We start from the raw sequence: 14618 nt of genomic DNA, 5'->3' as shown, positions 1-14618 counted from the left end.
CGACATGGCTACGATCCGACTTCGGCGAGCGTGCCGCGGTCGGCCGCCCCCGGCTCGTGCTGCGCCGCCTGCTGCACGACCGGCTGGCGATGGTCGGTGTGGCGATCCTCGTGGTGATGCTGGTCGCGGCGTTCGTCGTGCCGCACCTCTACCCCTACGACTACCAGCAGATCGACCCGGTCGAGCTGCTGCATCCGCCCAGTCCGCGCCACTGGTTCGGCACCAATGCGATCGGCCAGGACGTGTTCGCGCAGACCATGCGGGGGCTGCAGAAGTCACTGGTGATCGCATTTCTGGTCGCGTTGCTGTCGACCACGCTCGCCGCAGTGGTGGGGGCGACCGGAGGCTACCTGCTGGGCCTGACCGATCGCGTCCTCACCTGGGTCACGCAGGTGCTGCTGGTGGTGCCGTCGTTCGTGATCATCGCCATCTGCAGCCCGTGGTTCAAGGGCCGCAACTACCTGATCCTGGTCCTGCTGCTGGGGGCGTTCGGCTGGATGGTGACCTCGCGGATGGTGCGGGCGGTGACGCTGTCGCTGCGGCAGCGGGAGTTCGTGCGCGCCGCCCAGTTCATGGGCGCGTCGCGGCGCTCGGTGATCACGCGTCACATCCTGCCGAGCATGGCGTCGATCCTGGTCGTCGACGTGACGCTCAACGTCGGCGCGGCGATCGTCGGCGAGTCGACGCTGAGCTTCTTCGGCTTCGGCGTCCAACCGCCCGACATCTCGCTCGGCACGCTGATCGCGGCCGGCACCTCGTCGGCGCTGACGTACCCGTGGCTGTTCCTGTACTGCTGCGGCTCGCTGGTGCTGATCGTGCTGGCGACCAACCTGGTCGGGGACGGGCTGCGCGATGCGCTCGACCCGGGCAGCCGGAGCCGGCAGTCGTGACCACCCGACAGGAGGCCGACACCCCCGTACTGCGGGTGTCGGACCTGCACGTGACCTTCCCCTCCGAATCCGGGCCCGTCCCGGCCGTCCGCGGTGTGAGCTTCGAGGTGCGGCCCGGCGAGGTGCTGGCTGTTGTCGGCGAGTCCGGATCGGGGAAGTCGGTGTCGTCGCTCGCCGTCATGGGGCTGCTGCCCGACACCGCGCGCGTCCGGGGCTCGATCGAGCTTCGCGGGCGCGAGCTGCTCGGCCTCTCGGACCGGGAACTCTCGCGGGTGCGCGGCACCTCGGTGTCGATGGTGTTCCAGGACCCGCTCACCGCGCTCACGCCGATCTATCGCGTGGGCGACCAGATCGCCGAGGCGCTGCGCGTGCACGACCGCAGGCTCGACCGCCGGGCCGCCGCGGCGCGCGCCGTCGAACTGCTCGGTCTGGTGGGCATCCCGGAACCCGAGCGCCGGGCCCGTACGTTCCCGCACGAGCTGTCCGGGGGCATGCGGCAACGCGTCGTGATCGCGATGGCCATCGCGAACGACCCCGACCTGATCATCGCCGACGAGCCCACCACCGCCCTCGACGTCACCGTCCAGGCCCAGGTCCTCGACCTGCTCACCAAGGCGCGCGACATGACTGGCGCCGGTGTGATCCTGGTGACGCACGACCTGGGAGTCGTCGCGGGCGTCGCCGACCGGGCCGTCGTGATGTACGCCGGGCGGGCGGTAGAGACCGCACCCGTCGGGCCGCTGTTCGCCGAGCCCGCGATGCCGTACACACTGGGGCTGCTGGGGGCGGTCCCGCGGGTCGACGGGGATCGTCGACGGCTCGTGCCCATCGAAGGCGCGCCGCCGTCGCCCGCCGACCTGCCGCCGGGCTGCCCGTTCGCGCCGCGCTGCCCGATGGCGATCGACCAGTGCGCCGACGCCGAGCCCGAGCTGCTGCCCGTCCCCGACACCGTCGAACGCGACCACGCCGCCGCCTGCATACGTGCCGGGGAGGTGCGCCGACTGGCGCCGGAGGAGGCCTACGGGGTCCAGGACGCCGACGGTGTCGCCGAGCCGCCGGCCGGCGACGTGGTGCTGCGCGTCTCCGACCTCCATGTGACCTACCCGCTGTACAAGGGCGCGGTCCTGCGGCGGCGGGCCGGCGAGTTCGAGGCCGTGCGCGGCGTCGGCTTCGAGCTGCGGGCGGGCCGGACGATGGCCATCGTGGGTGAGTCCGGGTGCGGCAAGTCCACGACGCTCATGGAGATCCTCGGCTTCACCCGGCCCCGCCACGGCAGGATCGAGCTGTTCGGGACCGAGCCGTACGCACTCACCACCAGGGAGCAGCGGCGCCTGCGGGCCCGGATGCAGGTCGTGTTCCAGGACCCGATGGGCTCACTCGACCCGCGGCTGCCGGTCAGCGAGCTGATCGCCGAACCGTTGCGCGTGCACGGCGTGGGCGACAGCGAGCGGCGCGCCCGGGTTCGGGAACTGATGGAGCAGGTGGGACTGCGGCCCGAACACGCCGACCGGTTCCCGGCGCAGTTCTCGGGCGGGCAGCGTCAACGCATCGGCATCGCCCGCGCGCTCGCACTGCGCCCGGACATCCTGCTGCTCGACGAGCCCGTCTCCGCCCTCGATGTGTCGATCCAGGCGGGCGTGCTCAACCTACTGCAGGATCTGCAGGCAGAATTGGGACTCGCGTACCTGTTCGTCTCGCACGACCTGTCCGTGGTGAGGTATCTGGCCCACGACGTTTCGGTCATGCGCGCGGGCGAGTTCGTAGAGACTGGCACGACGGAGCAGGTGTTCGGCGCGCCGCAGGATCCGTACACGCGGGCGCTGCTCGCGGCGGTCCCGGTCCCGGACCCGGCGGTGGCGCGGCAACGCGTGGCACGCGCCGCCGAACTGGTGGACGCGGTGGAAGGCGTCGAGGCCCCGGCGATCGCGCCGGGCGAGGGTGAAGGAGAAGCGTGATGGGGAGATTCGGCATCCGACGGTGGCGCGCGCTGGTGGCCCCGCTGGCTGTGGCGGCCCTGGTCGGCGGGAGCGTCGCGGCCTGCAGCAGTGACACGCCCTCGACGGGGGCGGGGGCACCGGCGAGCTTCACGGCGCAGGCGGTGATCAACCCGCACCCGCTGTCCGACCTCAAGCAGGGCGGCAACATGAACTGGCCGATCAGCCAGTGGATCGCCAACTGGAACTACAACCAGATCCAGGGCACCAGCGTGGACATGTCGCAGATGGCGGAGGCGCTGCTGCCGAGGACGTTCACCGCGGCGCCCGACGGCACCCTCTCGCTGGACACCGACTACTTCACGTCGATCACGGAGCAGATGCAGGACGGCAAGCAGGTCGTCACCTACGACATCAACCCCAAGGCCACCTGGTCCACGGGCCGACCCATCGACTGGACCGACCTCGCGGCCCAGTGGAAGGCCCTGAACGGCTCGAACACGGCGTATCAGAACTCGTCGACCACCGGCTACGAGGACATCGCGTCCGTCACCCGTGGAGCGTCCGACAAACAGGCGATCGTCACCTACGCGCGTCCCTTCGGCGACTGGAAGGGCGAGTTCAGCGGCCTCGAGGCGCGCGAGGTCAACGCGACGCCCGACTCGTTCAACACCGGCTACGTCAGCAAGCCGGTGCCCACCGCCGGGCCCTTCCGGATCCGCACCGTCGATGCCGGCGCGAAGCGGGTCGTCGTCGAGCGCAACCCCGGGTGGTGGGGTGCCAGGCCGGTGCTCGACACCATCACCTACTTGGCGCTGGACTCGTCCGCGACCATCGGCGCGCTACAGAACGGCGAGATCGACTTCACCGACCTCGGCAGCAGCATCGACGCCTTCAAGGTCGCGCGTGGGCTGAAGAACGTGGACATCCGGCAGTCCGCCGGCTTCCAATGGCGGCACTTCGACTTCAACGGCGCGCCCGGCCGGATCACCGCCGACCCCGCCGTGCGGATCGCGATCATGCGGGCCATCAACCGCGACCTCATCGCCAGAGCGCTGCTCGGCCCGATCACCTCCGATCCGACCGTGCTCAACAACCACATCTACGTGGCGGGTGAGAAGGGGTACCAGGCGAACAACGGCGGCATCACCTTCGACCCGGACGCGGCGCGCAAGCAGCTCGACGCCGACGGCTGGAAGCTCGACGGGCAGTTCCGCAAGAAGAACGGCAAGCAGCTCGACGTGCACGTCACCATCCCCTCCGACACGGACAACGCCGCGCAGGAGTCGCAGCTGATCCAGCAGAACCTGAAGGACGTCGGTATCAACCTGATCATCGACACCGTGCCCAGCGACGATTTCCTGCCCAAATACATCAACCTGGGCAACTTCGACACCACGATCTTCACGTGGGAGGGAACCCTGTTCCCGGCGTCCTCGTCGCTGTCGATCTACCAGAAGATCCCGGGTCAGACGATGCAGAACTACGGGCAGATCGGCTCGGCTCAGATCAACGCGCTCGCGACCCAGGTGGAGGCCGAGCTCGACCCGGCCAAGCAGATCGAGCTCGCCAACCGCCTCGACGCCCTGGTCTGGCAGGAGGGCCACAGCCTTCCGCTCTACCAGCGGCCGTACAGCTACGCCACCAAGAAGAACCTCGTGAACTTCGGCGCAACCGGCTTCGGCGACATCGACGTCACCAAGATCGGCTGGCTCAAATAGGGCGGGCTGACGCAGGGCTGCGGTACCCGGCGGCGCTGACCGGCCTGGTCCTCGTCGAGTGCGTCGTGGTCGGCGCGCGTGCGGGGTCTGACGCCCGGGCCGTACTGGTGCTGCTGTTCCTGGTGGTGGCGGGGGTCGCCGTGTTCCGGCTCGGTCGGGCCGGGCTCGCCGGCCGCGCCGCACCGGGGCCGACGGCGACGCTCGCCCGCGTCCGGTCGGAGCACCGGGTCGTCTCGCATGGCTGGCTGGAGCTCACGCCCGACCCGTTCGCCCCCGACGGATCCCCGTCCGGCGCCGGGGCCCTCTGGCAGCCGGTGTACTTCCACCCCGGCCTGCTCGCGATCCGGACCGGCACCGTCGGCCGGGTCTCGCGGCGCGGCCGAGCCCACGCGGTCGTCACCTCCGACGGTGTCGTCGCCCTCCCGTGCGGCCGGGCGCGGCGCACCCCGCCGCCCGGGCGGCTGATCGACGCTCCGGCGTACTCGCCCGATGCCCTGGCCGAGCGGGCGGCCACCGTCGGCACCCTGCGGCGGCGGCTCGCGACGGACGCTCCGCTCGGGACGGCGGGGCTCGCGCCGGCGCTGATGTGGTGTGTGGCGTTCGGCAGCGGGGCCGCACTGCCCGGGTCGGCGATCGTGGGCCTGACCTGTGGGTTCTGGTACGCCGCGGTGATGGGCACGGACCCGGCATAGCGGACGGAGGCTAACCTGGACGACAGGTATCCGCGGAGCACAGGGAGCACACTCGTGGCATTGATCTGGATCGTCCTGATCGCGGCGGTACTGGTCGCCGCCGGGCTGAGTTGGCGGCGCGCCCGGGCCGGCGTCAACGGCACGCTCAACCCGCAGATCGGCCTCGAGCAGGGCACGCTGACGCTGACGGGGGTCTCGCCGCGGCCGCTCGACGGTGACAGGAACGGCGACGCGTTCGTCACGATGAGCGGCACCGTGGCCGGACCCTCCACGGCCCCTCGAGAGATCTACGGCAAGTTCGTGTGGAAGATGGCCGACACCTGGCCGGAGCCCGGAGATCAGTTGCCTGTGGTCTACAAGGTCGGCAAGGTCGACACCACCTGGAAGGTCGGCACGATGGACGTCGGCTCGGACGAGTTCGGCGGTCCGGGACAGTACTGACACGTCCCGGTGGTGGCCTGCCGTTCACGCCGCGCGGGTAGGGTTGCCGCCGTGCATCCAGACGTTTCCGCAGACATCGAGAGCCTCGACACCACGCTGCAGACCGTGGAGAAGGTTCTGGACCTCGACGAGTTGCGTCGGCGCGTGGACGAGCTGGAGCAGAAGGCCGCCGACCCCGAGCTGTGGAACGACCAGGCCAACGCCCAGCAGGTCACCAGCGAGCTGTCACACGCGCAGGCGCAGCTGCGCCGGGTCAGTGACCTGCGGCAACGCCTCGACGACCTGCCGATCATGTACGAGCTCGCCGAAGCCGAGGAGGGGCCGGCCGGCGAGTCCGCGCGCGCCGAGGCCGACGCCGATCGCACCCTGTTGCGTGTCGAGATCGAGGCCATGGAGGTCAAGACCATGCTCTCGGGGGAGTACGACCACCGGGACGCGCTGGTCAACATCCGCTCGGGTGCAGGCGGCGTGGACGCCGCCGACTGGGCCGAGATGCTGATGCGGATGTACATCCGGTGGGCCGAGAAGCACGGCTACGGGGTCGAGATCTACGACACCAGCTACGCCGAGGAGGCCGGGCTCAAGTCCGCCACCTTCGCCATCAAGACCGACTACGCCTACGGCACGCTGTCCGTCGAGATGGGCACCCACCGGCTGGTGCGGATCAGCCCGTTCGACAACCAGGGCAGACGCCAGACGTCGTTCGCCGAGGTCGAGGTGCTACCCGTGGTGGAGACCACCGACCACATCGACATCGACGAGAACGATGTCCGTGTGGACGTCTACCGCTCCTCCGGTCCCGGCGGCCAGTCGGTCAACACCACCGACTCGGCCGTGCGCCTGACCCACATCCCCACCGGCATCGTCGTCACCTGCCAGAACGAGAAGTCCCAGCTGCAGAACAAGGTCTCGGCGATGAAGGTGCTCTCGGCCAAGCTACTCGAGCGCAAGCGGCTGGAGGAGCGGGCCGAGATGGATGCGCTGAAGACCAACGAGGGCGCGTCCTGGGGTAATCAGATGCGCTCCTACGTGCTGCACCCGTACCAGATGGTCAAGGACCTGCGCACCGAGTACGAGGTCAACAACCCATCGGCGGTGCTCGACGGTGACCTGGACGGCTTCATCGAGGCGGGTATCCGGTGGCGGATGAACGGACACGATGCTGCTTAGCCGCCATGCCGGAGCTGCGCTGATCGCCGGCAAGGTCCTCCCCAGCTTCGACGGCTGGCGGGAGGTCATGGTCGATCACGTCCTGCCGATCGTGATGTGGATGATCGCGGCGGTGCTCCTGAACCGATTCGTCAACTGGTCGTCCGCGCGGGTGACGGCCCGGATCGACGCCCAGTTCGCGCACAGCGACTCGCTGGTGCGCACCGAGTCGGCAAAGCACCAGCACGCGCTCATCCAGGTGATCAGCTGGGTCGCGATCGCCGTGGTGTATCTGGTGGCCGCCTACAACGTGGTGCACGCGCTCGGGGTCCCGATCTCCGCGCTCGTGGCGCCCGCCACCGTCATCGGTGCCGCGGTGGGCTTCGGTGCCCAACGCGTGGTGCAGGACCTGCTCGCGGGGTTCTTCCTGATCACCGAGAAGCAGTACGGCTTCGGCGACGTCATCGAGCTGACCATCACCGCGAACGCCACGGCGAGCGGCACTGTGGAGGACGTGACGCTGCGCGTGACCAAGCTGCGCAACGCCGACGGCGAGGTGATCACGGTCCCCAACGGGCAGATCCTCAAGGCGACCAACCTGTCGAAGGACTGGGCGCGGGCCGTCATCGACATCCCGGTGCCCCTCGGCGTCGACATGGGCCGAGTCAACGAGTTGCTGCACCGGGTGGGTGAGCGCGCGTTCACGGACCCGCTGCTGTCCACCCTGCTGCTCGACGAGCCCACCCTCATGGGCGTCGAGTCGATCGACGTCGACCACGTCAACCTGCGGATGGTCGCGCGGACCCTGCCGGGCAAGCAGTTCGAGGTGGGGCGCAATCTGCGCGCACGGATCGTCCGGGCGTTGGCCACCCTCGGCATCGCCGTCGACGCGACCGCCCGCGACGGTGGCGACCCCACCACCGGTCCGGTGCCGACCCGATCGGAGGACAAGCGATGACCACGCCGACCGGGGGCGGGCAGTCCGGGAGCGATCCTCGGGACTCCCGATCCGGGGACGAACCCGCCCGGCCCGGGGGCGGACCGACCCGGCCCGGCGCGGGCAGGCGATCGCGCCCACCGCGGCCCCCGCGCCCGCCGTTCTGGGAGTTGCTGCCGCGCTACGTGCCGCATACTCGGCTACGCACCAGCACCGCGCTGCTGCTGATCGCCTTTCTGGTGTGCGCGTACGCCTACCTGCATTGGCGCCCCGAGGTCGTACTCGCTCCGACCCAGCCCGCGGCGACCACGGCGTACCAGGCGCCGATCCTGCCCACCTACACCAGCACCTGGCGCCCGACGGAGCGCCGGTCCGTGACTTCGGAGCCGCCGTCGGAGTCCAGCGACGTGTCCGAGTCCCCGGAGTCCGGTGTCATCGGCGAGTCGGAGTCGGCGGGGCCGTCGGGCGTGCGCGGCTCGGGGGCACGTGCTTCGACCGAGACCACGGGGCCGTCGACGGCCGGTTCGACAGACCGCACCGGGGGCCGGCAGTCCGGGGACCAGGACACGCAGACGCAGGACACCGATACGCAGGACGACGGTGGCCGGGACACGGGCGGCGTGACGACGGAGCCGGGCCGCTACGGCGACGGGGTCCCGCAGGCATTGGGCGGCGCCCCGACGACCTCGGTTCCACCGGCATAGGCGCCGCCCTGGCTACACTGGGCGACCGTGATCAGCGTCCAGAACGTCACCAAGAAGTACAAGTCCTCGGCCAGGCCGGCCCTGCAGGACCTGTCGCTGGAGATCGAGAAGGGCGAGTTCGTGTTCCTGATCGGCCCGTCCGGGTCAGGCAAGTCCACGTTCTTCCATCTGTTGATCCGGGAGGACCGGGCCACGTCCGGTGACATCCGGGTCGGCGACTTCCACGTGTCCAAGATCCCGGGCCGCCGGATCCCCGCCTTACGGCAGTCGATCGGGTGCGTCTTCCAGGACTTCCGGCTGCTGCAGCAGAAGTCGGTCGCCGACAACGTCGCGTTCGGCCTCGAGGTGATCGGCAAGTCGCAGGCGCAGATCCGCAAGACGGTGCCGGAGGTTCTCGACTACGTGGGGCTCGGCGGTAAGGCCGACCGCATGCCCGGCGAGCTGTCCGGCGGTGAGAAGCAGCGGGTCGCGATCGCGCGTGCGATCGCCAACCGCCCACTGGTCCTGCTCGCCGACGAGCCCACCGGCAACCTCGACCCCGACACCAGCTCCGAGATCGTGAGCGTCCTCGACCGCATCAACCGTGCCGGTACCACCGTCGTCATGGCCACCCACGACCGGCACATCGTCGATGCCATGCGCCGGCGCGTCGTCGAGTTCCGCCTGGGCGAGCTGGTCCGAGACGATGCCACCGGCGTCTACGGCCTGGGCCGGTAGACCACCGACATCCGCTCGGCCCGCCGTACCGGGTCGTAACCCCTTCCGAGGGCTCCCTTCCAGCTAAGGACTGATCACCGCTTATGCGCGCGAGTTTCATCACGAACGAGGTCGCCACCGGATTGCGGCGCAACGTCTCCATGACGATCGCCATGATCCTCACGACCGCCATCTCGCTGGCGCTGTTCGGTGGCGGTCTGCTGGTGGTGCGGATGGTCGACAAGAGCCAGGACATCTTCCTGCAGCGAGTCGAGGTCCAGGTGTTCCTCGACGACAAGCTGTCCGCGTCCGACCCCGACTGCCTCCAGTCGGAGTGCACGTCGCTGCGGGACTCGATCAAGGCGATGTCGGGAGTCGACCGCGTCGACTACATCTCCAAGGCCGATGCCTACCACGACGCCGTCACCAAGACCTTCGCGAACCAGCCCGAGCTCGCGTCCCTGGTCCGTCAGGGTGCGTTGCCCGCGTCGTTCAAGGTGCGGATCGGCGACCAGAGCAGGTTCTCGGCCGTCATCGACTCGATCAAAGGCAAGCCGGGGGTGGCGAGTGTGCTCGATCAGCGGGACCTGGTGAACCGCGTGTTCTCGGTGCTCGGCGGCGCCCGCGACGCCGCATTCGCGGTGGCCCTGATCCAGGCGGTCGCGGCGATCCTTCTGATCGCCAACACCGTGCAGGTCGCGGCGTACACCCGACGTACCGAGGTGACGATCATGCGGCTGGTCGGTGCCACCCGCTGGTACACGCAGCTGCCGTTCCTGCTGGAGGCGGTGGTCGCAGCGCTGGTCGGCGCGGTGCTCGCGATCGTCGGCCTGATCGCCGCGAAGGGCCTGTTCTTCGACCGTGCCCTCAAGGAGCTCTACGGCGTCAACATCCTCGCCAAGATCACGTCGGCCGACGTGCTGCTGGTGGCGCCGTGGCTGATCGTGGTCGGAGCGGTGTTCGCCGCCGTGACCGGGTACGTGACGCTGCGCTACTACGTGCGCGAGTAGGGCAGCGGCAGCTCCATCAGGCTGATCTCCATGCGGGGGAACGGCGCGGGAAGGACGGTGCGTCGCACCTCGCGGAAGCCGTAGCCGACGTAGAACCGGCGCAGCGCGTCGCTGTGGCTGACGAAGTCGAGACGCAGCCGGTCCAGGCCGCGTGCGACGGTGAGCTCGGCGACATGGTCGAGCAGGTCGCGGCCGCGGACCGGCGACCCGGGCGCCACCATCAGGCCGTGCACGTAGCCGGCGGGCGCGTCGCCACCCTGATCGCCCGGGCCCCAGAAGTCCGGATCGCACCAGACGACCCGCACCGTCGCGACCAGGCACCCGGCGGCGTCGCGTACGACATGCCACTCGCCGCGCGCGGCCTCGTCGGCGGCCAGCTGGACCGGGTATTCACCGGGGGTCCATTGCCGGATGCCGGTGTCCACCATCCATTGTGCGAGCCGATCACGCAGGTGGACGATGTCGGCGGCGTCGCACACGATCGCGGGGGAGGGATGCAGGGAGGCGGTCACGGAAACTCGATTCCCCCGGCTACGTGCGGGCTCGTAGGATGGTCGGGTTGCTCACCATCGAGACTAGAGAGGCCGAACCGGTGAAGGAGAAGGGGCGCAAGGCCATCGCGACCAATCGCAAGGCGCGCCACAACTACACGATCCTCGATACCTATGAGGCCGGGGTCGCGCTGGTCGGTACCGAGGTCAAGGCGCTGCGCGAGGGCAAGGCGTCGCTGGTGGACGCGTTCGCCACCATCGACGACGGTGAGGTGTGGCTGCGCGGCCTGCACATCCCGGAGTACGGCGGCGGTACCTGGACCAACCACGCCCCGCGCCGCACCCGCAAGCTCCTCCTGCACCGCCGCGAGATCGACTCGCTGGTGGGCAAGATCCGGGACGGCAACCAGACGCTCGTCCCGCTGTCGATGTACTTCAACGACGGCCGGGTGAAGGTCGAGCTCGCCCTCGCCAAGGGCAAGCAGGAGCACGACAAGCGCGCCGACATCGCCCGCCGGACCGCCGAGCGCGAGATCGTCCGGGAGATCGGCCGCCGGGTCAAGGGCATCCGCGGGTAGGTCACCGTCGTAGCCCGACGCGAGGCGACAGCTGGGGCTGGGAACCGGGTGTCGTAGCCGGTTCCCGGGCGCCTCGCCGGGTGTCCGCGTGGGCGGACAGTGGAGCGATAGGAATCACACAGCTGTCATTCATTTGGTCACGACTCGATAACATTGGTTGAAACTGCTGGTCAGCGCCTGGATCATAGTTTCTAGAGTTACTGGTGTGACTCGTGAGACGAATGATAGAGGAGTTCATCGTGCAGGATTCGCGGGTGTCAGCCATCGTCCGCAGGCTCGGTTCGGTCCTGCTGACCGTCCTCGCCAACATGACCGCCAGCAACGCCGGCGTGCGCGCCGCGCTGGTCTGAGCGGTCGCAGTGATCCGCCGGCGAGGCGGGGTGCGCAGCGACAGCGGTGCGCTCCGCCATCGCCGGGAGGCGTCCGCGGACGCCGGCGCCGGTGGGCGCGCCGGGGGCCGATGAATCCCCTGGCGGCCGCCGACGGGGCCCGTGTACCATGGGTGATCCGCCCATCCGGGCGGGCTCCGCTGAGGCGGGCGAACGAGGGGCTGATCGGTTTCGACTTCGTTTGTCGACGCGGGGGAAGCGTGCCGGTGCAGGCTGGAGACCACCGTATGAGCGTCGCAGCAACCAATTAAGCGCCGATTCCAATCAGCGCGACTTCGCTCTCGCTGCCTAAGTAGCAGAGCTGGTCCGTCAGCCCGGGGATGCCCTCGACCCGGATACTGGCGTCATCTAGAGGGACCCACCTCGGGGCTCGGTCGCGGAGCCTCGGGGGACATCAAACAGCGACTGGGATCGTCATCCCGGCTTGTCCGCGTGACCGGGAGATCCAAGTAGAGACGTAGCGGACTGCGCACGGAGAAGCCCCGCAGAGGTGACGGAGGACCCGGGTTCAATTCCCGGCAGCTCCACGAGAAGTCCCTGATCTGGAATGCCAGGTCAGGGACTTTTTCTTTGCCCCGCAGAGAGGCGACGGACCCGTTGGCCGCATTGTGGCCGCACGCTGTGCGGGCTGCGTCGAGTGCCGTGTCCATCTGTTCGGCGTCCACTGTCGGGATGTGCGCAATCGCGTAAGCCGGTTACGAGGTCTGTCTGTGTGCGCTGAACGCCTGGATCAGAGCTTCGGCCGGGTCGTCCTCGGAGAGTTCGTGCAGTTCGGCTCCGCTGGCGGCGCCCTCGGCGGCGCGCGGGAACATCGCCTGCTCGTACTCGGTGAGGGCGGTCTCGCTGTCGCCGGGATGCGCTGCGAGGGCCTTGCCGAGTTCGGCGCCGTCGTACATGGCGAGGTTGGCGCCTTCGCCGTTCGGTGCCGCGAGATGAGCGGCGTCGCCGATCAGCGTGATCCCTGGCACCCGGTCCCATCGGTGCCCGCCCGGAAGGGCGTAGATGGGGCGCAGGACCGGCGGGATGTCGCCATCGGTGATCAGCGCAGTCAACTCGGGAGCCCATCCGTCGAACTCTGCTGCGATTCGTGTGGTCGCTGCGGCGGTGTCGGTGAAATCGATCGCAGTGAACCAGTCGTGCGGTTTGGGGAGCACCACGTAGCTGTGGATGGTTCCGCCCTTCTCTCGCTGAGCCTGGATGCCCTTTCCGCCAGGCGCTGGCGCGGCCATCGAACCTGCGCCGACCGCCTGGGCGGTGGCGCGATGACGGGTGTCGGCGTCGAACAGGTAGGTCTCGACGTAGGTCATGCCGACGTACTTCGGTGTCGCGGGGGACAGCAGGGCGCGAACGCGCGACCACGCACCGTCTGCGCCGACCAGCAGGCTCGTGGTGACGGTGTTGCCGTTAGCGAACGAGACCTCGTGGCACCCCTCTCCGAGGGCCCTGACGCCGGTCACCTTGTGCCCCCACTCGACGGTGTCGACGGGGAGCGAGTCGAGCAGGATCTGCCGCAACTCGCCGCGTTGCACCTCCGGACGGGCGCCGGTGCCGTCGTCGAGCTGGTCGAACAGAACGGTCGCGTCCGGGGCGAGGATCCGCATGGCCTGATGGCCGTGGAGGATTATGCCGCGGAACTCGTCCGTCAGCGCGGCCGCAGCGAGTGCGATCTGGCCGTTGTAGTCGTGGATGTCGAGTATCCCGCCCTGGGTGCGTACTGCCGCGGAGGATTCCCCCTCGTAGACCGTGACGGGGATTCCGTGGACGTGCAGGACGCGGGCAAGCGTGAGGCCGCCGAGGCCCGCGCCGATGATCGTGACAGGGGTGTGCATTTCTGCTTCCTTTTCGGGTTGGTTCGGACGCGCGCCAGCGAGTCCTGGTGCGCGGTGGTGTGTGGGTGCGGACTACGCCGCGGACTCGTGGTTACGAGCCGGTGGGATGCGGCAGCTCAGCCGTGATCTTCGTGAGGAGGGTGTGAAGCAGGGCACGCTCGGCCTGATTCAGCGGGGCCAGGATCGCCTCGTCAGCGGCCGCCATGGCGGCATCGAGTCCGGTGATCAGCTGCGCGGCGACCGGCGTCGCATAGACGCGTTTGCTTCGTCCGTTGCCGCCCTCTGTGCGGCGCTCGACGAGGCCATTGCGTTCGAGTCCCTGTAGGAGACTCGAGACGTTCGCCGCGCTCGTGCGAGTCGTCTGAGCGATGTCGCGTTGGATCGCACCGGGATTGCGGACCAGGTAGGCGAGGACGAAGCTCTGCTCGAAGCTGATCTCGCGAGCCCGAGTCCAGTCTTCGCCGGCCTTCCGCTGAGCCCAGCCGATCCAGCGCATCAGCTCGAGGCTGTCGGTGAGTGTGCTCTGCGATAAGACCATGATCAATAAGCTAACAGTCAAATATAAAACAGTCAACCATTGAACTATGGTCGGGGCGGCTCGGAGAGAGACCGTGAGTACGGCAGGTTCCGTCCTCCACGCTGCGACTCGGGCTCACACCGAACTCCCAAGTCCTGTACGGGGAACGAGGTGGGATCCGGCGGACGATCGACCTCATGGATGACATCTCGGACCTGAACCTGTTCGCTGACGGTACGTACCGCGTGACGATCTCGCGCGGGAAGAAGTGGCGCAAGTCCAAGCGGCTCGCCGTGTCGGCGCGAGTCGACCCGCAGACCGGCGCCGTGTCGTTGTTCGTCGACAAGGACAAACTCGACGTCGTGCGCGCCTGACTGCGATCCACGGGCACGTGCCACGATGGGAGCCGTGGCAGCGACCGCAGAGCCCGACTACACCGCCCCGCAGTGGGACAGCAGCGCGCTGCTCGTGATCGACGTGCAGCACGATTTCGTGACCGGCCCGTCCGCCGTGGCGGGCACCGCCGATCGGATCCCGGCCCTCGCGCGACTCGTCGCCGCGTTCCGCGGAGCGCGACGTCCCATCGTGCACGTCGTCCGCATGTACGCGCCCGGCGGCAGCGACGTCGACGCGCCGCGCC

At 69.1% G+C, this 14618-nt stretch carries 15 protein-coding genes and 1 other RNA gene; 13 read left to right on the top strand and 3 right to left on the bottom strand.

Annotated features, from left to right (window positions below):
* Positions 1–886: 886 nt before the first annotated feature.
* The 9 genes from ABD908_RS23470 (at position 887) to ftsX (ending at position 10174) form a co-directional block, all read left to right on the top strand.
* A complete protein-coding gene (locus ABD908_RS23470) occupies positions 887–2845 on the top strand; it encodes a dipeptide ABC transporter ATP-binding protein (protein ID WP_345000578.1) in 1959 nt (652 codons plus the stop codon).
* Positions 2845–4545, top strand: a complete 1701-nt coding sequence (locus ABD908_RS23465) for an ABC transporter family substrate-binding protein (RefSeq protein WP_345000576.1) — start codon at positions 2845–2847, stop codon at positions 4543–4545. The genes ABD908_RS23470 and ABD908_RS23465 overlap by 1 nt, the downstream gene beginning before the upstream one ends.
* A 65-nt stretch (positions 4546–4610) precedes the next feature.
* Entirely contained in the window at positions 4611–5237 is a 627-nt protein-coding gene (locus ABD908_RS23460; RefSeq protein WP_345000574.1) for a hypothetical protein, read from the top strand.
* A gap of 54 nt (positions 5238–5291) precedes the next feature.
* A complete protein-coding gene (locus tag ABD908_RS23455) occupies positions 5292–5678 on the top strand; it encodes a hypothetical protein (RefSeq protein WP_345000572.1) in 387 nt (128 codons plus the stop codon).
* A 51-nt stretch (positions 5679–5729) separates the two neighbouring features.
* The gene (gene prfB, locus ABD908_RS23450; RefSeq protein WP_345000570.1) at positions 5730–6848 is read left to right on the top strand and encodes a peptide chain release factor 2; all 1119 of its coding nucleotides are present in this window, start codon (positions 5730–5732) and stop codon (positions 6846–6848) included.
* A gap of 67 nt (positions 6849–6915) precedes the next feature.
* A complete protein-coding gene (locus ABD908_RS23445; protein WP_345000584.1) occupies positions 6916–7785 on the top strand; it encodes a mechanosensitive ion channel family protein in 870 nt (289 codons plus the stop codon).
* Complete coding sequence (locus tag ABD908_RS23440; protein WP_345000568.1) at positions 7782–8468, top strand: hypothetical protein; 687 nt, start codon at positions 7782–7784, stop codon at positions 8466–8468. The genes ABD908_RS23445 and ABD908_RS23440 overlap by 4 nt, the downstream gene beginning before the upstream one ends.
* 27 nt (positions 8469–8495) lie before the next feature.
* Entirely contained in the window at positions 8496–9185 is a 690-nt protein-coding gene (ftsE, locus tag ABD908_RS23435) for a cell division ATP-binding protein FtsE (protein ID WP_345000566.1), read from the top strand.
* A gap of 83 nt (positions 9186–9268) precedes the next feature.
* Complete coding sequence (gene ftsX / locus ABD908_RS23430) at positions 9269–10174, top strand: permease-like cell division protein FtsX (RefSeq protein WP_345000564.1); 906 nt, start codon at positions 9269–9271, stop codon at positions 10172–10174.
* Here ftsX and ABD908_RS23425 read toward each other — a convergent pair.
* Positions 10159–10686, bottom strand: a complete 528-nt coding sequence (locus ABD908_RS23425; RefSeq protein ID WP_345000562.1) for a GNAT family N-acetyltransferase — start codon at positions 10684–10686, stop codon at positions 10159–10161. The genes ftsX and ABD908_RS23425 overlap by 16 nt on opposite strands.
* An 80-nt stretch (positions 10687–10766) precedes the next feature.
* Between ABD908_RS23425 and smpB the strand changes: the two genes are divergently transcribed.
* Together smpB and ssrA are read left to right on the top strand one after the other, a co-directional pair.
* Positions 10767–11243, top strand: coding sequence for an SsrA-binding protein SmpB (gene smpB / locus ABD908_RS23420; protein WP_345000582.1), 477 nt, complete (start codon positions 10767–10769; stop codon positions 11241–11243).
* Positions 11244–11789: 546 nt separating this feature from the next.
* Positions 11790–12162, top strand: a transfer-messenger RNA (tmRNA) gene (gene ssrA, locus ABD908_RS23415).
* A 165-nt stretch (positions 12163–12327) separates the two neighbouring features.
* On the opposite strand, the gene ABD908_RS23410 is transcribed toward ssrA, so the two are convergent.
* Both ABD908_RS23410 and ABD908_RS23405 read right to left on the bottom strand, forming a co-directional pair.
* Entirely contained in the window at positions 12328–13461 is a 1134-nt protein-coding gene (locus ABD908_RS23410) for an FAD-dependent oxidoreductase (protein WP_345000560.1), read from the bottom strand.
* A gap of 91 nt (positions 13462–13552) precedes the next feature.
* A complete protein-coding gene (locus tag ABD908_RS23405; RefSeq protein WP_345000558.1) occupies positions 13553–13999 on the bottom strand; it encodes a MarR family winged helix-turn-helix transcriptional regulator in 447 nt (148 codons plus the stop codon).
* Positions 14000–14175: 176 nt separating this feature from the next.
* Between ABD908_RS23405 and ABD908_RS23400 the strand changes: the two genes are divergently transcribed.
* Together ABD908_RS23400 and ABD908_RS23395 are read left to right on the top strand one after the other, a co-directional pair.
* Positions 14176–14352, top strand: coding sequence for a hypothetical protein (locus tag ABD908_RS23400; RefSeq protein WP_345000556.1), 177 nt, complete (start codon positions 14176–14178; stop codon positions 14350–14352).
* Positions 14353–14386: 34 nt separating this feature from the next.
* Positions 14387–14618 (top strand): isochorismatase family protein (locus ABD908_RS23395; RefSeq protein ID WP_425584404.1); only part of this gene is annotated, 232 nt, incomplete at its 3' end.

This window comes from Tsukamurella soli, from assembly GCF_039541155.1.
Classification (GTDB): Bacteria; Actinomycetota; Actinomycetes; order Mycobacteriales; family Mycobacteriaceae; genus Tsukamurella; species Tsukamurella soli.
Note: the sequence above shows the minus strand (reverse complement) of the source record. Positions and strands in the feature narration are given on the sequence as shown.